General features: G+C 60.4%; 23 protein-coding genes and 1 tRNA gene. 12 read left to right on the top strand and 12 right to left on the bottom strand.

Translation table 11 applies throughout. The features are described from left to right. Window positions 1–25 precede the first annotated feature (25 nt). Window positions 26–454, top strand: coding sequence for a GNAT family N-acetyltransferase (locus GKIL_RS25175; protein ID WP_023171945.1), 429 nt, complete (start codon window positions 26–28; stop codon window positions 452–454). 64 nt (window positions 455–518) lie between these two features. Here the strand turns inward: GKIL_RS25175 and GKIL_RS03165 are convergent, their stop codons facing one another. Both GKIL_RS03165 and GKIL_RS03160 read right to left on the bottom strand, forming a co-directional pair. Further along, window positions 519–779, bottom strand: a complete 261-nt coding sequence (locus GKIL_RS03165) for a GlsB/YeaQ/YmgE family stress response membrane protein (RefSeq protein ID WP_023171944.1) — start codon at window positions 777–779, stop codon at window positions 519–521. Between the two features lie 118 nt (window positions 780–897). Further along, window positions 898–1,293 carry a hypothetical protein gene (locus GKIL_RS03160; RefSeq protein ID WP_041243691.1) on the bottom strand — a complete coding sequence of 132 codons (396 nt, stop codon included), beginning with the start codon at window positions 1,291–1,293 and terminating at the stop codon, window positions 898–900. Between the two features lie 128 nt (window positions 1,294–1,421). Between GKIL_RS03160 and GKIL_RS03155 the strand changes: the two genes are divergently transcribed. From GKIL_RS03155 to GKIL_RS03140, 4 genes are all read left to right on the top strand, one after another. Next, window positions 1,422–2,141, top strand: a complete 720-nt coding sequence (locus GKIL_RS03155) for a pyridoxine 5'-phosphate synthase (protein WP_023171942.1) — start codon at window positions 1,422–1,424, stop codon at window positions 2,139–2,141. Continuing rightward, a complete protein-coding gene (gene ispE / locus GKIL_RS03150; protein WP_023171941.1) occupies window positions 2,138–3,040 on the top strand; it encodes a 4-(cytidine 5'-diphospho)-2-C-methyl-D-erythritol kinase in 903 nt (300 codons plus the stop codon). Before GKIL_RS03155 ends, ispE begins: the two co-directional genes overlap by 4 nt. Window positions 3,041–3,103: 63 nt before the next feature. After that, entirely contained in the window at window positions 3,104–3,562 is a 459-nt protein-coding gene (locus tag GKIL_RS03145) for a hypothetical protein (protein WP_023171940.1), read from the top strand. Continuing rightward, window positions 3,559–4,788, top strand: a complete 1,230-nt coding sequence (locus GKIL_RS03140) for a hypothetical protein (protein ID WP_023171939.1) — start codon at window positions 3,559–3,561, stop codon at window positions 4,786–4,788. The genes GKIL_RS03145 and GKIL_RS03140 overlap by 4 nt, the downstream gene beginning before the upstream one ends. Before the next feature lie 70 nt (window positions 4,789–4,858). On the opposite strand, the gene GKIL_RS03135 is transcribed toward GKIL_RS03140, so the two are convergent. Further along, window positions 4,859–5,587, bottom strand: coding sequence for a phosphoadenylyl-sulfate reductase (locus tag GKIL_RS03135; protein ID WP_041243690.1), 729 nt, complete (start codon window positions 5,585–5,587; stop codon window positions 4,859–4,861). Window positions 5,588–5,695: 108 nt separating this feature from the next. Here GKIL_RS03135 and GKIL_RS03130 point away from each other — a divergent pair, with 108 nt between their 5' ends. Beyond that, on the top strand, window positions 5,696–6,724 hold the full coding sequence (locus GKIL_RS03130) for a Sll0314/Alr1548 family TPR repeat-containing protein (protein WP_081705156.1): 1,029 nt from the start codon (window positions 5,696–5,698) through the stop codon (window positions 6,722–6,724). Here the strand turns inward: GKIL_RS03130 and GKIL_RS03125 are convergent. Further along, window positions 6,721–7,521 carry a hypothetical protein gene (locus tag GKIL_RS03125; protein ID WP_144080307.1) on the bottom strand — a complete coding sequence of 267 codons (801 nt, stop codon included), beginning with the start codon at window positions 7,519–7,521 and terminating at the stop codon, window positions 6,721–6,723. The two genes, GKIL_RS03130 and GKIL_RS03125, sit on opposite strands and share 4 nt — an antisense overlap. Before the next feature lie 77 nt (window positions 7,522–7,598). Between GKIL_RS03125 and GKIL_RS03120 the strand changes: the two genes are divergently transcribed. Next, window positions 7,599–8,615, top strand: a complete 1,017-nt coding sequence (locus GKIL_RS03120) for a glutathione S-transferase family protein (protein ID WP_023171935.1) — start codon at window positions 7,599–7,601, stop codon at window positions 8,613–8,615. A 10-nt stretch (window positions 8,616–8,625) separates the two neighbouring features. On the opposite strand, the gene GKIL_RS03115 is transcribed toward GKIL_RS03120, so the two are convergent. From GKIL_RS03115 to GKIL_RS03095, 5 genes are all read right to left on the bottom strand, one after another. Further along, window positions 8,626–8,859, bottom strand: a complete 234-nt coding sequence (locus tag GKIL_RS03115; RefSeq protein ID WP_041243689.1) for a type II toxin-antitoxin system HicB family antitoxin — start codon at window positions 8,857–8,859, stop codon at window positions 8,626–8,628. Then, complete coding sequence (locus GKIL_RS23275; protein ID WP_023171933.1) at window positions 8,846–9,091, bottom strand: type II toxin-antitoxin system HicA family toxin; 246 nt, start codon at window positions 9,089–9,091, stop codon at window positions 8,846–8,848. The genes GKIL_RS03115 and GKIL_RS23275 overlap by 14 nt, the downstream gene beginning before the upstream one ends. Window positions 9,092–9,632: 541 nt before the next feature. Beyond that, window positions 9,633–10,163 carry a hypothetical protein gene (locus tag GKIL_RS03110; protein ID WP_023171932.1) on the bottom strand — a complete coding sequence of 177 codons (531 nt, stop codon included), beginning with the start codon at window positions 10,161–10,163 and terminating at the stop codon, window positions 9,633–9,635. Between the two features lie 787 nt (window positions 10,164–10,950). Continuing rightward, window positions 10,951–11,024 (bottom strand) — tRNA-Pro (locus tag GKIL_RS03100). Window positions 11,025–11,037: 13 nt separating this feature from the next. Beyond that, complete coding sequence (locus GKIL_RS03095; RefSeq protein ID WP_023171931.1) at window positions 11,038–12,132, bottom strand: beta-ketoacyl synthase N-terminal-like domain-containing protein; 1,095 nt, start codon at window positions 12,130–12,132, stop codon at window positions 11,038–11,040. A gap of 63 nt (window positions 12,133–12,195) precedes the next feature. On the opposite strand from GKIL_RS03095, the gene GKIL_RS22240 reads away from it, so the two are divergent. Then, the gene (locus tag GKIL_RS22240; protein WP_023171930.1) at window positions 12,196–12,708 is read left to right on the top strand and encodes a DUF2808 domain-containing protein; all 513 of its coding nucleotides are present in this window, start codon (window positions 12,196–12,198) and stop codon (window positions 12,706–12,708) included. 5 nt (window positions 12,709–12,713) lie between these two features. On the opposite strand, the gene GKIL_RS03085 is transcribed toward GKIL_RS22240, so the two are convergent. After that, window positions 12,714–13,025 (bottom strand): hypothetical protein, encoded by a 312-nt coding sequence (locus tag GKIL_RS03085; protein WP_144080305.1) that lies wholly within the window; start codon window positions 13,023–13,025, stop codon window positions 12,714–12,716. 118 nt (window positions 13,026–13,143) lie between these two features. Here GKIL_RS03085 and GKIL_RS03080 point away from each other — a divergent pair, with 118 nt between their 5' ends. Continuing rightward, entirely contained in the window at window positions 13,144–13,386 is a 243-nt protein-coding gene (locus tag GKIL_RS03080; RefSeq protein WP_023171928.1) for a DUF7219 family protein, read from the top strand. A 6-nt stretch (window positions 13,387–13,392) separates the two neighbouring features. Here GKIL_RS03080 and GKIL_RS03075 read toward each other — a convergent pair whose 3' ends face one another. Together GKIL_RS03075 and GKIL_RS03070 are read right to left on the bottom strand one after the other, a co-directional pair. Continuing rightward, entirely contained in the window at window positions 13,393–13,704 is a 312-nt protein-coding gene (locus GKIL_RS03075; protein WP_023171927.1) for a hypothetical protein, read from the bottom strand. Window positions 13,705–13,734: 30 nt separating this feature from the next. Then, on the bottom strand, window positions 13,735–15,504 hold the full coding sequence (locus GKIL_RS03070) for a proline--tRNA ligase (protein ID WP_023171926.1): 1,770 nt from the start codon (window positions 15,502–15,504) through the stop codon (window positions 13,735–13,737). Window positions 15,505–15,659: 155 nt separating this feature from the next. On the opposite strand from GKIL_RS03070, the gene GKIL_RS03065 reads away from it, so the two are divergent. The 3 genes from GKIL_RS03065 (at window position 15,660) to rseP (ending at window position 18,146) form a co-directional block, all read left to right on the top strand. Further along, a complete protein-coding gene (locus GKIL_RS03065) occupies window positions 15,660–16,037 on the top strand; it encodes an ester cyclase (RefSeq protein ID WP_023171925.1) in 378 nt (125 codons plus the stop codon). 79 nt (window positions 16,038–16,116) lie between these two features. Next, window positions 16,117–17,046: an NADP-dependent oxidoreductase gene (locus tag GKIL_RS03060; RefSeq protein ID WP_023171924.1), complete on the top strand. Its 930-nt coding sequence runs from the start codon at window positions 16,117–16,119 to the stop codon at window positions 17,044–17,046. Between the two features lie 41 nt (window positions 17,047–17,087). Continuing rightward, window positions 17,088–18,146 carry an RIP metalloprotease RseP gene (rseP, locus tag GKIL_RS03055; RefSeq protein WP_023171923.1) on the top strand — a complete coding sequence of 353 codons (1,059 nt, stop codon included), beginning with the start codon at window positions 17,088–17,090 and terminating at the stop codon, window positions 18,144–18,146. Window positions 18,147–18,326: the final 180 nt, after the last annotated feature.

Raw genomic sequence — 18,326 nt, 5'->3', positions numbered from 1 at the left:
ATAAAGTGACTGTGGGCATCTGCCGGTGGGTAATTCTGCAACGCTTTCGATCACGTTTTCGGTCCGTAGAGAGGCCGTCGATCCGCTTCAGCTCCAGCAACTGTTCGACGAAGGGGCTTTCTGGGCACAGAACCGATCGATCCAGAAGCTGGAGCAGATGCTCGCCTGTAGCAATCCGGTTGTCGCAGCTCACGCGGACGGTAAGCTGGTCGGATTCGCCCGTGCCACCAGTGACGGTGTCTTTCGAGCGACAATCTGGGATGTCGTCGTTCATCCCCAGCACCAGGCTTTTGGCATAGGACGGCAATTGTTGCAGATATTATTGGAGCAGCCGCAGCTAAAGGAAGTCGAGCGCGTCTATTTGATGACGACTTTTCAGCAGGGCTTCTACGAAAAATTAGGCTTCGGACGCAACAGCTCGACCACGATGGTCCTGGTGCAGTCCGAAGCCTGAAAAATCAATGGGTGAATGCCGCAGTTGCGAGCCTGCTGCCCCCCTGACAGCGACCTGACAACCATCAGCGGCGCACGACGTAGCCGGAAAACAGCGACACGACGAACACGAGAATGGCAGAACCGATGATCGTCGGAAGCAGGGCGACACCGGCCAGCACGGGACCGAAGTTGCCGAACAGAGCCGCACCGAGCCAGGCACCGATGATGCCGAAGATGGCAGCGACCAGCCAGCCGCCGGGTACGCGACCAGGGACGATCGCCTCGGCGATGAAGGCGCAGACGGCAGCTACAACCAGGAACAGCAGAAAACTGAGAATACTCACTTGAACCTCCTTGAACCGATAGTTCTAAGATAAAGAGCCTGAACTCTCGGCACGTCAGCCACAAGATTGAACTGGTAAGTATCTCTTTGGGTAGGGGATTTCGTGATACAAGCCTGTCTCAAGGACGGCGATCGCGGCGGGAGTTCTCCGCATCCTGGCGGCCAAGCTGATAGACCCCGGCTCCGATCGCGATGAGCAGACCGCTGGCGATGGCCCAACTGCTGCCTAGGGTGGTGTTGAGCACCAGAAACAGCCCCAGCCCCAATCCCAGCGAGGGCAGCACACTCAAGATCGAGGCAAAAAGCTGGTTGCGCTCCTCCCAGCCTTTGGGTCTGCGGTTGAGGGTCTGCTCACTAAACAGTGAGCGGTCCGCGTCGTTGAGCCAGCTGCAGAGCAGGTCCACCAGCCGCTGGTTAAAACGAATGAAAACCAGATAAAGAGCCAGCGCCCACAGACTGAACCCGGCACACACCGCCGGGGTAAGACCGAGCCTGTCTAAGAAAAAATCGATCACACTCTGCAATAAAAAGACACTTTGATACCCAGAGTACACCCGGCCCGCAGGAATAACTACCTATTGGTCTGGGCATCTCAGGCGGCGGGGGCGGACGATAAAATGAGGGAAATTTGGGGGAATAACCGGTGCCCACACTCGGGGTCAACATCGATCACATCGCCACTGTCCGGCAGGCCCGCCGCACCGTCGAACCCGACCCGGTGGCAGCGGCGGTGCTGGTCGAGCTGGCGGGAGCCGACGGCATCACCGCCCACCTGCGGGAGGACCGCCGCCATATTCAAGACCGCGACGTCGAAATTTTGCGGCGGACCGTGCGCACCCACCTCAACCTCGAGATGGCTGCCACCGCCGAGATGGTCAAGATTGCCCTCGCTGTCCGGCCCGACTACGTGACCCTCGTCCCTGAGCGGCGCGAGGAGGTGACCACCGAGGGCGGCCTCGACGTCGAGGGGCAGCTTGTGGCCATCGGCCTTGTCGTCGAGCAGTTGCAGGGGGCGGGCATTCCCGTGAGTCTGTTCGTCGATCCCCAGCCGGCCCAGTTGCAGGCGAGTGCCAGAAGCGGTGCCAAGTTCGTCGAGCTGCACACCGGGCGCTACGCCGAGTCCCAAGGGGAGGCGGGCCGGGCTGCCCAACTGCGTCAGCTTGCTGCCGCCTGCGAGGAGGCACAGGCGCTGGGCCTCAGGGTCAACGCCGGGCACGGCCTCACCTACTGGAACGTCGGGCCGGTTGCCCGGCTGAGCGGCATCGAAGAACTGAATATCGGCCATTCGATCATCGCTCGGGCGGTGCTCGTTGGCCTTGAGCGGGCCGTGCGCGAGATGAAACAGGCGATCGAAGCCGGATGAAACAGATCCGCCTGCGGGCCGCCGCCAAGATCAACCTGTACCTCGAAATTCTCGGTGTCAGGCCCGACGACTATCACGAGCTGGTGATGGTCCTCCAGAGCATCGATCTTTCTGACACGCTCACCCTCACCAGTATTCCGGGGCACCAGATTCGCCTCATCTGCCCGCACCCGCTTGTGCCCGTTGACCGCACGAACCTCGCGGTCCGGGCCGCCGAACTGTTGCAGCAGAGCATGGGCATCGACAGAGGCGTCGAGATCGCCCTCAAAAAGCGCATCCCGGTCGCCGCCGGCCTTGCAGGGGGTTCGACCGACGCGGCGGCGGTGCTGGCCGGCCTCAACGTGCTCTGGGATCTGGGACTAACGCAAAAAGAACTGCGCACCCTGGGAGCGAGCCTCGGCTCCGACGTCCCTTTTTGTGTCATGGGCGGCACTGCCCTCGCCACTGGCCGGGGAGAAGTGCTCACCCCCCAGCCGCCCTTAGAAAATTTGCATCTGGTGCTGGCCAAGCCCGCCGATCTGCAGGTGTCCACCGCCTGGGCCTACCGCACCTACCGGCAGGACCATCTGGCCCCAGGCACCGTGGTGGAACGCAGCCGCACCAACGCCCTCCTCGCCGCCGTCGCCAGTCAAGATCCCGCTCGCATCGCCGCCTCGCTGCACAACGACCTCGAACGGGCCGTGCTGCCGGCCCATCCGGAGGTCGCCCATCTGCGGGAACGGCTCATCGAAGCAGGGGCACTGGCAGCGATGATGTCGGGCTCCGGGCCGAGTGTCTTTGGCCTGGCCCGCGACCTTGACCATGCCGGGGCGATCCACGCCGCTCTCGCCGCCGATCCGCACCTCGAAACGTTCGTCTGTACCACCCAGCCCACCGGCGTTCGACTCGAAAAAGACTGATCGCTTGTAAATTTCCCATGCCTGCGCTTATACTGAGGCGTCGTCGCTTTCGGCAAAATTACCATGTCTGTGCCGTTTGCCTCCCGCACACTGCGCTCGGCCCGTGGTCTGACCTTTATCGAGTGGACGACTGCCCTGGCGGTCACGACGATTCTCGTCGTCGGCAGTACTGCTACAGCCTTGCAGTGGCGCAAAGCGGCGAACCACAGACTGGATAGCACCTCCGTCGCTCTCATCGAGCAGGCCCTCAGGCAGTACGCCCGCCTCTACGGCAGCCTGCCGCAGTTGAGCGACAGCGCCGACGCTGAGCGCTGGCTTGCCCTCTACACCCCACCGGGATCGCCCACCCTCCCCGACGGTTCACGGCGCACCCTGCCCGAAGGGATGGACTACGAGCGGGCGCAAAACTATCTGCCCTCCAGCCTCGAACGCACCGAGCAACCGGGCCGAATAACGCTCACGGGCACCGGTTGCACACCCGCCGACCCTGCCATCTCCTGTAGCCTTGCGATCGTTCCATGAAGTCACTGCTCACATTTTTGACAGCCAGTCTTCTTCTTTGCCCACTCTGGGTTGCCCTGCCGGGGCAGGCTCTGGCCGAAGCTCAGCGCACGGGCTATCTCGTCGGCACGCGGGAGATCACTGGCATTGGCTACCTCAACAACGGACAGTACTGGTCCCCTTCTGGCGGTACCGTCGATATCAGTAACCTGCCTACCCATCCCGACTATGTGATTGTGACGGCGGAGGCCCAGATCTCTGTATCTAACAGTTGCACTGGCCTTTTTGCCTATGTCAACTATCAGTATTTGCCCTTCACCGGCGCACCTGGTGGGCTCGATGTCGATTGCAATCAAGACGGCGGCAACCCCGTCGATCAGCGCGCCTACACCCTCGCCTCGGTCACCCGCGATCTCCCCAGCGACATGACGAGCCTGCCCCTGCAGATTCAAGCCTATTATGGCGGCACCAATCCTTCTGCAAGTGGCGTGAACGTGCGCACCCTCAGACTCAACTTCTACAGCTATAACCCCGTAGGTGTCGGGACGCTGCCCGTGCAGATAGTCCCCTGGGCATTTGGTGGCCTCGTGCTTTATCCGGCAACGGCTGTCACCCTTTTTAGCAACCACTACTACATCAACATCGACAACCAGCGCTACCAGGCAACGATCAACAGCAGCGGTTACTTGCAGGGCAATCTGCTCGCCTCTACCACACCGGGCCGCCAGCTCAGCTTCTACCTGCCAGAAAATAGCCTCTACCAGAGCACCCTCCAGTACTTCCAGAGCAGCAGCCCGTCCTCCGAGCCAAAGCTGGTCGTTCAGGGAACAGCCTTCAACGGTACCGTCACCTACCCCGGCGTCTACGGCAACCCGATTAACCTTTCGGCCTTAAATCTGCAGCAGGTGAGCTGGCTTTCGGGCTACCTCATCCCCTACCCCAAACCGGCCACCCTGAGCGCGACGCCCTCGGCTTCTTCGGTGGTGAGCGGCTCGACGCTCAACGTCGCCGTTACCACCAGCGGCGTCGATCCGGGTTCACTGCGCCTCAAAGTCGGTAACGGGGCTGAACTGACCCCCGCTCCTGCCAGTAGCAGCCAGTGGAACGATCTGATCAACAAAGGCTCCACCTCCGTCGCAGTCACCGTCACCGGTTCCACCGGGCGGTCGGTGCCGGTCGTCTTGAGCGCGAAATCTCTGGCCAGCGATCAGCTCATCACCTACTCGTTCGTCGTGACGATCAAGTAATTTTTCTCTTTTCGCCAGATGGCGGTCCCCTAGGTCCACGGCGCGGTACAGGCCACCTTCAAAAAAGTTCTTATAGATGCAGGCCGCACTCGGTCTTGCTCTTGCCCTGCCAGCGACCGGAGCGCGGGTCCGCCCCCACAGCGACCGGGGCGGTGCAGCAGGCGGGCGAGCAACCGATCGACGGATATCCCTGATCGTGCAGGGGATTGTAGGGCAGATCGTGCTCGGCGATGTAGCTCCAGACCTGCTTGTGGCTCCAGAAGGCAAGGGGATTGAATTTGACCATGCCCCGGCTGGAGTCCCACTGCACGACGCCAGCCTCGGCTCGACTCGGGGACTGCTCGCGGCGCATCCCGGTAATCCAGGCTTTGTAGGGGGCGAGTACGCGGTTGAGGGGTTCGACCTTGCGCATCGCACAGCATTGATCGGGCCGGTGCTCAAAAAGCCGCTCGCCGTAGCGCACCTGCTGCTCCTCGACGCTCAGTAGCGGTTTGACTACCTGCAACTGCAACTGCGGATAGCGCTCCAGCAACCGGTCCTTGAGGGCCAGGGTCTCAGGAAAATGCAGGCCGGTATCCAGAAAAAACGCCTGGGGCTGGGGCCAGATGCGCACGAGCATATCGACGAGCACGATCGATTCAGGACCGAGAGCCGTCGCAAGCACCAGTTGCTGACCGAAGGCTCGCACCGCTTCGACTAGAATCGCCTGGGGTGCCAGACCCTCCCACTGCCGGGCCAATTGCTCCAAGCTTGCTCGGGAAGCCCCCGCCGTCTGCTCACGCTCACCCAGAACTGACATCCGTACCATCTCTTGCAGTTAATCTCCTTAATAGTACTGTAGACCGCTAGAGAAAGGAGAGAATTTGTACTGTAATCCGACTGACATGGGGCGAAATCCGTAATCAAGATGACAGAGAACAAATCGGGCCGTTCCAACGACTTAGCTAAAAGTGGTTGCCCGTCGGCCCGTGGCCGGGATAACAGCGGGGCGGCCCTTGAAGATAAATTGGTCAAAGTGTCGCGAACGGCAACGACGATGGTGCAAACAGCCAAGCGCAAACAAGCAAAGCAGCTCTTTTTAGCGGGCCTCGCCGCCTTGATGCTCAGTGGCAGTTGGAGAACACTTCCGGCGCAGGCGGCGGATCCTTTTCGGACAGGCGGTGCTGCCCGGCCCATCGGCCCGGCGCTGCAGGGCGCTTTTGAGGACTTCTTCAAGCGGGGCGACTATCAAAATGCGGCTCAAAAGCTGGAGCTGGCCCAGCGGCAAAATCCTGATGAGCCGCTGGTCTTTACCCTGCAGGCGGCCCTCGCCTACCAGAACGGCCAGGTCGATCGGCTTTTGACCCTTGCCAAAAAGACCCGCGATGTTGCCCAGGCGATGGCTTCTAAAGATCCGAGCCGCTCGCACCTCTACACCGGTCTGGCCCAGGGTCTGGAAGCGTCGAGCTATTACCTCAAAGACGGATTTATCGCCCTGCCCAAGATGCTGACCTTTGTGCCGTCGATGTTTCTTGAATTTAAGGCGGCCCGCGAAACTGCCCCGGACGATCCGGAGATCAACCTGTTCGTAGGCTACATCGACACCCTGCTCACCAAACACGACGAGGCAATCCGCGAATTTCGCAAGGCCGCCCCAAATTATCTTTCGATGCGTGGCCAGGCCCTTGCCTTTCGGGACAAAAAACTCTACGACGACGCCCTGGGCATGGTCGATCAGGCGCTTGCCGCTGCCCCGAGTAACCCCGATCTCTACTACCTCAAGGGCCAGATCCTTGCGCTTAAAGGACGGGCCGCCGAGGCGGTCGATCAGTTCGACCGCGCCCTGGCCGCAGGCGATCAGCTCCCCGAAGGGACGCGCAAGCAGATCGAGCGCGAGCGCGGCGTCCAGGCGGAGCAGGCGGCAGCCACCCTGCCAACCGTGACCGTCACCCCCTAAGTCCGGCCCAGTTCCGGCCTTCTCACCAGATCCGCCTCGAAGAACTTCATGCCCAGCTTTAACCTGCCAGGATGGACTTCGACCGAGCTGAGTACGAACTGGCCCACCTGGCGGCGAAAGTCGAACCACGGCAAAAGAAAGCTCGTCATCACCGGCAGGCTCGGAAAAAACGGAATCTGGTTGAGCACGGCTTTAAGAATAATCCCGGTGAGGCGCGGTTCGATCACCCGGTCCTCCCAGCGCACCCGGGCGGCGTTGAGCTGGATGAGCACCCGATCGGCGTTGATGTCCGGAATCGCTATGCCCCGTACCTCCACCTGGGCCGCGATCGTCGAGGAGACCAGCTCCCCCACCGCCGTCGCATATTTAAGCAGCAGCACCACCCCGAGTCCGACCGTCGCCTCGCCGTCGCCCAGCTCGATCGAACCACTCTGGCCGCGCAGAAAGACCCGCCAGTTGCCCGCCTCCGCTGTCGGCACCTCCTCAAGGTTGGGCTGCTGAAAGTCGAGGGCAATCCAGCGCTGCAGGCCACGGTTGAGCACCGAGGCGTCCACCCAGACAGTAATTTCTTCTTTGGTGTTCTCGAGGGCAAGTTGGCGCTTCTGCTCGGTGATCCGCATATCCTTGTTGCCTTCGAGCATTGTCCAGCTCCCGTCTGGAGCGATGGGCTTGAGGATCTGGAACACTTCCTGCAGGACGGCGCGGGTGAGCGTAGCGTTGCCGATCGGCAAACCGGCCAGTTCGAGCTTGGAGCGCTGGGGTTCCGCCATCGATGCACCGCGTTCAGGTACTTCCATGTTACTGACACTTGCAAGGCGAGAAACGCTGCCGGAAGCTTCAGTTAGGCTGGGCACAGTCAGGAGGCGGGCGCACCATGCCAAAAGCGTTACCTTCCAAATTTTTGATCGCCGCCGTCCGCTTTACCTGGACGGCTCTCTGGCACACGATGATGGCAAGGCTCGCTCCCCGCGACCGCGCCGGAGCCTACGTCCGGCCTGAAAGCCAGTTTCGCCACCAGATAAGCGACGCACCGGACAACCCGTACCAGCCCCAGGCCGGGCGCTACCGACTGATCGTCGGCATGGGCTGTCCCTGGGCGCACCGCACCCTGGTCGTCCGGGCGATCAAGGGGCTGGAGGCGGCCATTCCCGTTGTCGTCGTCGTTCCCGATCCGCTCGAAGGGGGCTGGGTCTTCGAGCGGGCGCACGAAGGCTGCCGCAGCCTGGCAGAATTTTATCGGCTCTCCCAGGCCGGTTACACGGGCCGCAGCACGGTACCGGTGCTCTGGGACAGCCAGACGCGCACGATCGTGAACAACGAGAGTGCTGAGATTATCGTCCTGCTCGATGCTGCCTTCGAGCGCTTCGCCGCCCGGCCTGGGCAGAATCTCTATCCTGAAGGATTAAAGGCCCAGATCGATGAGTGGAACAGCCGGATCTACGCTGCTATCAACGACGGCGTCTATCGCACGGGTTTTGCCCAGAGCCAATCTGCCTACGAGCAGGCGGTGAATCGCCTCTTTGCAGCCCTCGATGACATCGATGCGGCCCTTGAAACCCGCCGCTACCTCTGTGGTGAAAAGCTGAGCCTCGCCGATGTGCGCCTCTTTACGACCCTCATCCGCTTCGATCTGGTCTATCACGGCCTCTTCAAGTGCAACCGCCGCCGTGTGCGCGACTACGCTCATCTCTGGGGTTACCTGCGCGATCTCTATCAATTACCAGGCATTGCCGATACCTGCGACTTCGATACGATCCGCTGCGACTACTACGGCAACCTCTTCCCCCTCAACCCTGGCGGCATCATCCCCCCTGGTCCCGACCTGCAGGAATTATCGACTCCCCACGACCGCGAACGGCTCGGGAGCGCTGAGGCGCACACTGGGGGCTAAGATAATTACATCAAATCCCCGCGCAAACTTCCGACATCGGAACTGGCGGCAAAGGACGCCCCTGTTGCTGGTGGTGCTCTACCAGCATCTCTAGCGCCTGCAGGGCATTGGTGAAAGCCTCCTGATAGGTGCTGCCGTGGGTACGATACCGTTGCAAACCGTCAAAAAATTCCGGCAATTCTACCAAAAAGGCTTCGTCCTCATCCGACCAACGGATGATAATAGTGTATTTAAGATTCTCCATTGTTGGACTCCTCATTCAATAATGACTCCTCGTCCTGCTGCAAAGCTTGTAGAGCGGAGGCAACACTTTTTTCCTGGTAGCGTCGAGCGTCATCTCCATCATTACCTGAAAGGATGATGGTGAATTGAGGTAGTTCTGGATGAGTCCATTTGGTATGGGAGCCTTTGCCTGGCTCCCAAAGAAATCCTGCTTTCAATAACATCGCCTTCAGCTCGCGAATCTTTTTCGGCACGCTTCATCCCAGGCAATACAAAGCTGAACATAGAATGTACTTATATCAAGGCGATTGGCTATGCGGTGAGCAACCCCCTACATTGCTATTTGAAGACTGCGTAGGAGTTGCTGTCGGCTCGTGGGAAGTGGTAGCAGCAGGGCTGGACGACGGAGTGCTCACGGGAGCAGGCCAAAACAGAAACGAAGGTACATAAGAGCCCATCGCATCTGCGACTGTTCTGACTGGCACAAGAGTGACATCTGCCTTGGGGATTGTAAACTTAGTAGTCTCCTGAGCATACAGGGTAGCTGTAGAAACGAGGAGAGTAGTTAGAACAGTTGCACAAGGAAAAAGAGCGCGAGACATAGACACCAACTTAGGCAGGTGGAAGTACGAAGCTATCCTACTCGCATTCTCCATCTTGGAGCGCGCCGATCCTACCCTCTGGCTGCAAGCAGCACTGACCGCCGCGAGGATGGATGGCGAGGAAGGGCTGCTTGTCTGTGGACAGTGGACAGCACAAGAAGTGCAGGCGGTACCATGGGTCTTAGCTATACTGCTACGGCTCGAACAGCTTTCTAACCTTATCCATCTTAAGAATGAGTGTTAAAGGCTTATCCTTGAGAGGTCTGAATTTCCACTTATCCTGATAGGCCGCGAGGTTTTTGTCCTTTCTCGGATCCTCTGGATGCACTTCAACTACTACTGCTTTGCTTCCAATAACTTTTGAACCCTTTACGCACTCATAGAACGCGTGCATTAACAGCTTCCTTCCCAAGCCCTCCCCCTGCTTGTCTAAATGTACAGCAAATTGTCCAATTAAAGTTGCGGGACAGCCATACTTGGGAATCTCCTCTTGGTCCTCTGGAAGAAGAGTGTCCCATCTAATGTGGTAACTACTAAGGGTGTAGAAACCAACAACGTATTTAGGGCCAAGCACTGGCACGAGAACCACAGCTCTCGATATATCGTTTCTATGGTTCTTGACCGCGTACTTTGTTAAATATCTGTCTATTGATTTGTTTCCGCACTTAAAAGAGGGGTCTATCAAGACCCCTTCTTCTACTATGTCTAAAAACTGCCATGACACCTGCCTGCTTCAATCCAAGTCATGCTCAGCCATGAAGCGCAAAGCCTCCTCTCTAAGCTCTGCAGGCAATGGAGTTGTATCCTGCAGTTCTACCTGGAGAATATCCCAGTCTCTCTTAGATAAGAGGATCTCTTTGCAGACTGGGTGCTGTGTCTCGCAGCTTTGAGAACCTGGGGAAGCTAGACGGTACCCTATCTGCTCTCTGGTTGCACCATGAGGCAGCCATTGCCTGTCCGTCTTTTCCTCTAGAAAAGATTTAATCTTTTGCACCTTGTCCCTGCCGCTGTCGCTCATGTTCATCCCTTTTATGGGATATATAACCCGAAACATCCCTTTGGATCAACATCGTAACGCATAACTAGCCGCCCGGCTAGCCAATGAGGGGAGAATGACGAGCCGTCTGGCTAGTTAGGCTGTGGGCATCACAGAACTGCTTTAGTCGGTTTCTACTCCTGAACCTGCAGGCACATCTCCAGTAGGCATTGATCTCAATGAGGGCAATGCATTAGAAACCGCTATACCGCCCCTCGGGACAGTGGGTTATTGTCAATCAACCCTGAAGCTCTGAAGGTTTCTTCGAGGGCAAGCACATGGCTATGGCTAAATCGGCCCAATAGCCCTGGCAATTGACGACCCCTACTAGCTCGGGAGAAGTTTAAGGCAATTTTCAGGAGTAATGAGTTCCTGATCGAGCCTGAGCGACTAGCCTTGGCTCTCACGCTTGAGATTGAATATATATGCTAATCTCAAAAGAAGAAACCCGCTCTAGCAGCGGGTTTCTTTGTTATCGGGACGGCGGGATTTGAACCCACGACCCCTACTACCCCAAAGTAGTGCGCTACCAAGCTGCGCTACGTCCCGTGATTTCGCTTACCTAGCCTAGCGCGCCCTGCCGGGAAGGACAAGCCTCAAGCAACAGGGCAGCGTTCTGGCCGCCAAAGCCCAGGCTGTGGAGGAGCACGGTCGCGGGGGAGCGATTCGTAGGCTCCCGCACGAAGGCGAGGGGAGCAATCGGATGTTCCAGACCCACGATCGGCGGCAGCAAGCCGTCGCGCAGCGCCAGGCAGCAGAGGGCCGCTTCGATGGCGCTGCTCGCTCCCAGGCTGTGGCCGAGGCTGGCTTTGAAGGCGATGACGGGTGTGGTGGCACCGTAAAGGCGGGCGATGAGTTTTGCCTCGGCAGCGTCGCCCAGCGTCGTGCCGGTGCCGTGGGCGTGGATGACATCTGCTGACAGGAGCCCGGCGTCTTGAAGGCAGCGGCGGACGGCCCGCTCCAGGCCAAGTGCTTCGGGGTGGGGAGCGCTCAGGTGATAGGCGTCGTCGGTGGCAGCAAAGGCGAGGAGGCGGGCGTAGGGGCGGCCCTGGGCGACAGATTCTGCTTCCAGAACCAGGGCGGCGGCTCCCTCGGAGAGGACAAAGCCTTCGCGCTCGCGCTCGAAGGGTCTGCAGGCCGTTCTGGCGAGGGCACCGGCCTGACGGAAGCCCGCCAGGTTGAGGGGGGTGATCGCGGCGTCGGTGGCACCGACCAGGACCCGATCGCACAATCCCCAGCGAATCCAGCGGTAGCCTGTGCCGATCGCCCAGGCTCCGGAGGTGCAGGCGCAGGAGAGGGCACTTACCGGTCCTGGGCTTTCGATCAACCGGGCAATGGCGCGGGCCGGGGCATCGAGACCCAGATTCTGTCGGCCCCCACTGCTTTCCCAGTCGGCCTGCAGACCCCGGCTGGAACCGATGGCCACAGCGAGATCCGCACCTCCTGTAGAAAGGGCAGCGTCCGCAAGCGCCTCACAGGCAGCGCGCTCGATAAGGGCGATGGCCCGGCTGCTCTCTAGGGCCAGATCCCCTGCCTGGCCCAGGGGCTGAGCGGCAGAGTAGCCGCGCTCGCCTGTCAGCAACCGCTTCCAGGTGGTCGCAGCATCCAGGCCCAGGCAGCTTGCGACGCCGATGCCTGTGATTACGACCGGACGCATCGCACCCGGCACGCAAACTGGCGTGGCAGAATACTGAAATAAGCGTTCGGAGTGAACGGATCCATGAAAGCGAAGTGGTTGGCTGTCTGTGCCCTTATCCTGGCATGTGGAAGTGCGCCGGTTCTGGCCCAGTCGGGTTTTGTGTTGTTTGGCGGCGAGAAGGACGCCGACAACAACCTCACCTACTCGATGATCAACAACCGCTCCAAGGCCCGTCTCAACCTGCTCGACCTGCAATTAAAACCAAAAAATGTCGCCATCGCCGAGATCCGGCTCGACTACTCGTACTTTTATGACAACAGCTTCGACACCTCCAACGTCCAGGTGATCGACGAGAGCACCCGGCAGGCGGTCGAGGTCGAAAAGATAGAAACCGACAAGATCGACGATGTCCTGCGGGTGATGAACATTGTCCTCAAAAAGCCGGTACCGGCGGAGACGCCCCTCAAGATCCGCTTTCAGAACTTCACCAATCCCCGCTCGGCGGGCACCTTCAAGATCCAGGCGCGCTACTTGGGAACCGAGCCCAACCCGATCTACCGCTACGCCGGTAGCTGGTACATCTCGTTTAACTGAAGTGCTCAAGAACTCTTTTCTTCGCCCGTCGGTTTGCGGGGAGGGCGCTGGGGGCGCGAGCGGGTCTTGCCGTAGTTGTCGCGGTCGAACTCGACTACCCGCAGCTTGTCCTGGGGTGTGGAAAGATAGCCCGAGGGGTTGTTCCAGGTCTCTGAGAGCATCCAGGAGACCGGACGGCTCGAGCGCGGTGGCCGTTCGCTGAAGGGATCACTCTTGGCAGTGAGTTCCTGAATATCTTCGCCCGTCGCCACCGAGTAAGCGAGAGCTTCTTCGAGCGTGCGAAATTTGAGATCGCCGCACTTAAAGTAGGTGTACACGAAAGACTCTTTGATTCGCACCGCCCCCATCTTAGCTTTCTCCGTCTAAAGCGGTAGTTTCGGCGCGCACGATCCACCGACGATAATCTGAAAGGAAGAACCATGCGGAGGGGTTGCCATGACCAGCAAGGACGAATTTTTTAATCCTCGCGCTTCTTATCATGGGGAGCCAACCCTTGGTAATATTATTTTCAACGCGAATCTGCAGGAGTTCGCAAACCGCGTCTCGCTCATCTGCGCCCTTGAGACCGGCGGCCAGTTGAGCGCTCAGGAAGCTTACCGCGAGATCCGGGGGCTCTGGAAGAAGCTCAAGGAGTCGAAAGAGAATTTGCTCGACAGCCCGCCCACTCCCGAGAGCTAAAGCGTTTTACCAGAAGAAATTGCTGCCCTTGCCCGTCAGCTCCGCCGTCAACCGCCACCAGACGAACCCGGCGACGGTGAGCACCAGGACGATCGAGACGCCGTAGGCACCGGCTGGGGGAATGCCAAAGATTTCGAGCCCACTTGCCATAAGAGCCACCAGTCCCGCACCCATGGTGAGGTAGGGCACCAGCAACCGGCCAAAATCGGGCTTCTCCTCCCTGAGCCAGGCTTGTTTGATCATCTCCTGCAGCGCCGCCCCGGCGGTGATCAAAGCAAAAATTCCCGCCAGGATGAGCAAGTACGAAGGTTCCCGCATGGCACTTCCCACCAGTGTGTCGCCTCCACGCTAGCGCGACTCGACCGCACCGGACAATTGGGCGATCTGTTCTTTCAGGTAGGCGACGACCCCGGTAAGCGGAACTTTTTGGACCGCGCCGCTCCTGCGGATCTTGACCTCGACTGCGCCCTGCTCCAGGTCGCGACCGAGGGTGACGCGGATCGGAATCCCCAGCAGGTCGGCGTCTTTGAACTTGACCCCGGCCCGCTCCAGCCGGTCGTCGAGCAGCACATCGATACCGGCACCTTGCAATTCAGCGTACAGCTCCTCCGCCGCCTGCTTCTGGGCCTCCAATTGCACGTTCGCGGGGACGAGAATCACCGAGTACGGGGCAATCGCGATAGGCCAGATGATCCCGTCGGCGTCGTGGGACTGCTCGACCACCGCCGCCGGTAGCCGCGAGACGCCGATGCCGTAGCAGCCCATCAGCACGGGCTTCTGCTCGCCGTTTTCGGCGGTAAAGAGCACCTGCATCGGTGCGGAGTACTGGGCACCGAGCTTGAAGACGTGGCCCAGTTCGATGCCCCGCGCACTTTCAAGCCGGTACTCGGGAGCCAGGTGGCAGCGGTCTCCGGCCTGGGCTGTGTCGATATCGACGACCTCCGGCAACACCAGACCGTCTTCGCCCCAGTTGGCACCCACGCACTGCACATCGTTCTGGTTGCAGCCGGTAGAAAAGTCCGTCAGTTCTGCCACTGAGCGATCTGCGATCCGGATTGCGCCCTCGATCGGGGCGTTGGGACCGACAAAGCCGGGCTTGAGTCCTGTCCAGGCCGCCAGTTCCGCTTCGGTAGCCAGCCTGAGATCCAGAGCACCCGTGTGATTTTTAAGCTTGGTCTCGTTGATTTGCCGGTCGCCTCGAATCGAGGCGAGCACCGGCTGCTCGCGCCCGTCGGCCCAGAGGGCAATGTAGACGATATTTTTGACGATCCGGCTTACGGGCACCCCGAGCATCCTGGCCTGCTCCTCGACGCTGCGGATGCCGGGGGTGGGCTTGAGAGCGTAGCTGCCGGAAGCCACCGGTTCCGGCGGTTCGATGAGCGAGACGGCCTTCTCGACGTTGGCTGCGTAACCCGCCGGATCGCAGTAGAGGATCGTGTCCTCGCCGATGTCGCAGAGGGCCATAAATTCGTGGGAGCCGGAGCCGCCGATCGCCCCCGAATCGGCCTCCACCGCCCGAAAATCGAGGCCCGCCCGCTGAAAGATGCGCGTATACGCGCCGTACATCGCCCGGTAGGTTTCCTCCAGGCTCTCGGGGGTGGCGTGAAAGGAGTAGGCGTCCTTCATGATGAACTCGCGCCCGCGCATCAGCCCGAAGCGGGGCCGCTTCTCGTTGCGGAACTTGGTCTGCACCTGGTAGAGGCTGAAGGGCAACTGTTTATAGGAGTTGAGGTAGGGGCGCACGAAGTCGCAGACCGCCTCCTCGTGGGTGGGGCCGAGGCCGTACTCGCGGGCGTGCTCGCCCTCGCCGTCCTTGAGGGTGAACATCGTGCCGTCCTGGGTATAGACCGCCCAGCGCCCGGATTCCCTCCAGATATCCGCCGGTTGCAACTGGCAAAAGAGCCCCTCCTGGGCACCGATGGCGTCCATCTCCTCGCGCACGATCCGGCTTACTTTCTGGAGTACCCGCTGCATCAGGGGGCCGTAGGCGTAGAGCCCGGCGGTGCCCGCGAGGGGCCGGATGAAGCCGCCGCGCAGCAGCAGCTGGTGGCTTACCGCCACCGCTTCGGCAGGCACTTCGCGCAGGGTAAAGAAAAAACCGGTGGCAAGGCGGGTCATGGCGAGTGGCGACGGAGAACTTTTTTATCTTAGGCTGGCTCTCCCTGCAAACGGCGGCGAGGACGCCCTCAACTTGAGCGGGATTTCTGGGCAAACTGCCGGAAGACGCCCTTTGCTTGCCCAGCACATCGACCTTTCAAGTCAGGAGCAACCCGATGTCCATCCAGGAAGAAAACAAGGCGTTCGTCCGGGCCCACTTCGAGGAGTTCGTCAACCGCAAGAACGCCGCGATCGCTTACCGGAACTTTGCCCCGGATTTTCTCGACCACGACGAGCCCTATGGGGAAGCGGTTGGTCCTGAACCGGCGAAGCAGATGATGGAGCGGACCTACCTGAAGTACCCCGACTTGCAGGTAACGGTCGAGGACATCCTCGCAGAAGGGGACCGGGTGGTGGTGCGCAACGTCTGGCGGGGCACGGACGCGGAGACCCGGCAGCCGATGCTCTTTAGAGGTTTTGTGATGTGGCGGCTGGCGGACGGCAAGCTGGCGGAGCGCTGGGCAACTCTTACGCCACCGACGCCGGTGGCCTAGGCGGCCAGGCCGGATTGCAGGCGCACTGCCCGCTGAAGTGAACCCGCAACGATTGATCTCAACTTGAGGAGGTGACGCGATGAAAGCAGTTCGTATCTATGCCTACGGTGGACCGGAGGTGCTGCAGTACGAGGATGTGCCCCAACCGACAGCAGCGGAGGGCCAGGTGCTGGTCCAGCTTGAAGCGACGGCGGTCAACCCGATCGACTGGAAGATCCGTGCCGGTCTGCTGCGCGAAATGATGAGCTTTTCTTTTCCGCTCATCCTGGGCTGCGACCTGGCGGGCACGGTGGTGCAGGTCGGTCCAAAAACGAGTGGGTTCGCTGTGGGCGATGCGGTCTACGGTATGCCCCGCCAGGAGAACGGCACCTACGCCCGGTACGCGGCGGTCGATGCCACCGACATCGCTCCCAAACCGCGATCGCTCGATTTTGTACAGGCGGCCTCGCTGCCGGCGGTTGCCCTCACCGCCTGGCAGGGACTGTTCAGCGCAGGCGGGCTGGAGGCGGGCCAGAGCGTGCTCATCCACGCGGCGGCGGGCGGCGTCGGTTCGCTCGCTGTTCAGCTTGCAAAGGTCAGGGGGGCGCGGGTGATCGGCACCACTTCGGCGGGCAACGTCGAATTTGTGCGCAGCCTGGGGGCGGACGAGGTGATCGACTACAAGGCTGTGCCGTTTGAACAAGTCGTCTCAGGCGTCGATCTGGTGCTGGATCTGCTGGGTGGTGCCACCCAACAGCGTTCCTGGCAGCTTCTGCGCCCCGGCGGCACGCTGGTATCGACGGTTTTTCCCAGACCTGTTGCACCCCGCGAAGATGTCCAGGCCACAAGTATGGCCGTCGTCCCCGATGCCGGGCAACTCGCCCAGATCACAGAGTTGATCGACTCGGGCAAAATCAGGCCCATCGTCGGCACGGTTCTGCCCTTGAGCGAGGTGCAGCAGGCCCACCGGCTCAGCGAAACTGGCCATGTCCGGGGAAAGATCGTTTTGACGTTGGCCGATCCGGACTAAAAGGCGCACTATCGGAGTAATGGGATCGCCGAGGACCGCCGATGTTCGTGTTGCTGTCGATTTTGCTGTTGGGGCTGCTCATCGTCGTCCACGAGTTGGGCCACTTTATGGCCGCACGCCTGCTCGGCATCCGGGTGAGCCGCTTTTCGATCGGTTTTGGGCCGGTGCTCGCCCGCTACCAGGGACCGGAGGTGGAGTACGCCCTGCGCGCCCTGCCCCTGGGCGGCTACGTCGGCTTTCCCGACGAAGATCCAGAAAGCAACATCGCCAAGGACGACCCGAATCTGCTCAAAAACCGCCCGGTGCTCGATCGGACAATCGTGCTCTCCGCCGGAATCGTCGCCAACTTGATCTTTGGTTATCTGGTGCTGGTGCTGATGGTGGCGATTGGCGGGGTGCCTGTGAGCGAACAAAAGCCGGGCGTGCTCATCCAGCAGGTGAGCCCCGGTGCATCGCCCGCCTCCCAGGCTGGTCTCAAGGCGGGGGACGTGCTGCTGACGGTCGATGGCAAGTCCGTCGGCAGCGGCGAGAACGCCCTGGAAGCGACGAGCCGCGCCTTCAAGGCAAGTCCCGGTCGGCCCCTGCGCCTAGTGGTGCGCCGCGACAGGCAACAGGTGCCCATCGCCGTAACCCCCAGCAGCGAGGGCAAAGTCGGCGTCTCGCTTACGCCGAACGCGACGGTCGAACACCGCCCGCCCCAAAACCCGGTCGAAATATTTACCAGCAGCTGGAATACCTACGGGCGGATCGCAAGCACGACCTTCAGCGGCTTCGCCCAGCTATTTAGCGGCAGAGCCGGAATCGATCAGCTCTCCGGCCCGGTGGGGATCGTCGCTGTCACCGCCCAGGCAGCCCAGAGCGACTGGCTCAATCTGTTCTTTGTCGGAGCGCTCATCTCCTTCAACCTGGCTATCCTCAACCTGCTGCCCTTTCCGGCCCTCGACGGCGGACAGCTGGTGTTCGTGGGCGTGGAAGCGGTGCGCGGCAAGCCGCTCGACGAGCGCATCCAGCGCATCGTCACCCAGACGGGGCTGGTGGTGCTGCTGGGACTGGGGCTGGTGCTCATCTTCAAAGACTCCCTCAGCCTGCTGGGTGGTTGAAAGGGCTGGAGCAGGTTCCATTTCCTCGACTTTGCACTTGCTATTTGAATAGCTTGCCAGGTCAGTGCTGATGATTTCTCAGGATGCTTTCAGGAGTCTTCTATGACTTCTCGGCGTGTCTGCAGGTTGATCGAAAGCTCAAATCGCCGGAGCGAAATACAAAATATTCATCCCGATGTG

Source organism: Gloeobacter kilaueensis JS1, from assembly GCF_000484535.1.
Lineage (GTDB): Bacteria > Cyanobacteriota > Cyanobacteriia > Gloeobacterales > Gloeobacteraceae > Gloeobacter > Gloeobacter kilaueensis.
The sequence above is the reverse complement of the archived record's forward strand: the minus strand, read 5'-3'. Positions and strand labels throughout refer to the sequence as shown.

Excerpts from the sequence above, each read along its gene's own strand:
- GKIL_RS03115 (WP_041243689.1), bottom strand. The coding sequence starts at position 8,859 with ATGGAGAATCTTAAATACACTATTATCATCCGTTGGTCGGATGAGGAC.
- GKIL_RS03125 (WP_144080307.1), bottom strand. The coding sequence starts at position 7,521 with ATGGAAGTACCTGAACGCGGTGCATCGATGGCGGAACCCCAGCGCTCC.
- GKIL_RS03060 (WP_023171924.1), top strand. The coding sequence starts at position 16,117 with ATGAAAGCAGTTCGTATCTATGCCTACGGTGGACCGGAGGTGCTGCAG.
- GKIL_RS03120 (WP_023171935.1), top strand. The coding sequence starts at position 7,599 with ATGCCAAAAGCGTTACCTTCCAAATTTTTGATCGCCGCCGTCCGCTTT.
- GKIL_RS03135 (WP_041243690.1), bottom strand. The coding sequence starts at position 5,587 with ATGTCAGTTCTGGGTGAGCGTGAGCAGACGGCGGGGGCTTCCCGAGCA.
- GKIL_RS03145 (WP_023171940.1), top strand. The coding sequence starts at position 3,104 with ATGTCTGTGCCGTTTGCCTCCCGCACACTGCGCTCGGCCCGTGGTCTG.
- rseP (WP_023171923.1), top strand. The coding sequence starts at position 17,088 with ATGTTCGTGTTGCTGTCGATTTTGCTGTTGGGGCTGCTCATCGTCGTC.
- GKIL_RS03095 (WP_023171931.1), bottom strand. The coding sequence starts at position 12,132 with ATGCGTCCGGTCGTAATCACAGGCATCGGCGTCGCAAGCTGCCTGGGC.
- GKIL_RS03075 (WP_023171927.1), bottom strand. The coding sequence starts at position 13,704 with ATGCGGGAACCTTCGTACTTGCTCATCCTGGCGGGAATTTTTGCTTTG.
- ispE (WP_023171941.1), top strand. The coding sequence starts at position 2,138 with ATGAAACAGATCCGCCTGCGGGCCGCCGCCAAGATCAACCTGTACCTC.
- GKIL_RS03130 (WP_081705156.1), top strand. The coding sequence starts at position 5,696 with ATGACAGAGAACAAATCGGGCCGTTCCAACGACTTAGCTAAAAGTGGT.
- GKIL_RS22240 (WP_023171930.1), top strand. The coding sequence starts at position 12,196 with ATGAAAGCGAAGTGGTTGGCTGTCTGTGCCCTTATCCTGGCATGTGGA.
- GKIL_RS03140 (WP_023171939.1), top strand. The coding sequence starts at position 3,559 with ATGAAGTCACTGCTCACATTTTTGACAGCCAGTCTTCTTCTTTGCCCA.
- GKIL_RS03065 (WP_023171925.1), top strand. The coding sequence starts at position 15,660 with ATGTCCATCCAGGAAGAAAACAAGGCGTTCGTCCGGGCCCACTTCGAG.
- GKIL_RS03070 (WP_023171926.1), bottom strand. The coding sequence starts at position 15,504 with ATGACCCGCCTTGCCACCGGTTTTTTCTTTACCCTGCGCGAAGTGCCT.
- GKIL_RS03080 (WP_023171928.1), top strand. The coding sequence starts at position 13,144 with ATGACCAGCAAGGACGAATTTTTTAATCCTCGCGCTTCTTATCATGGG.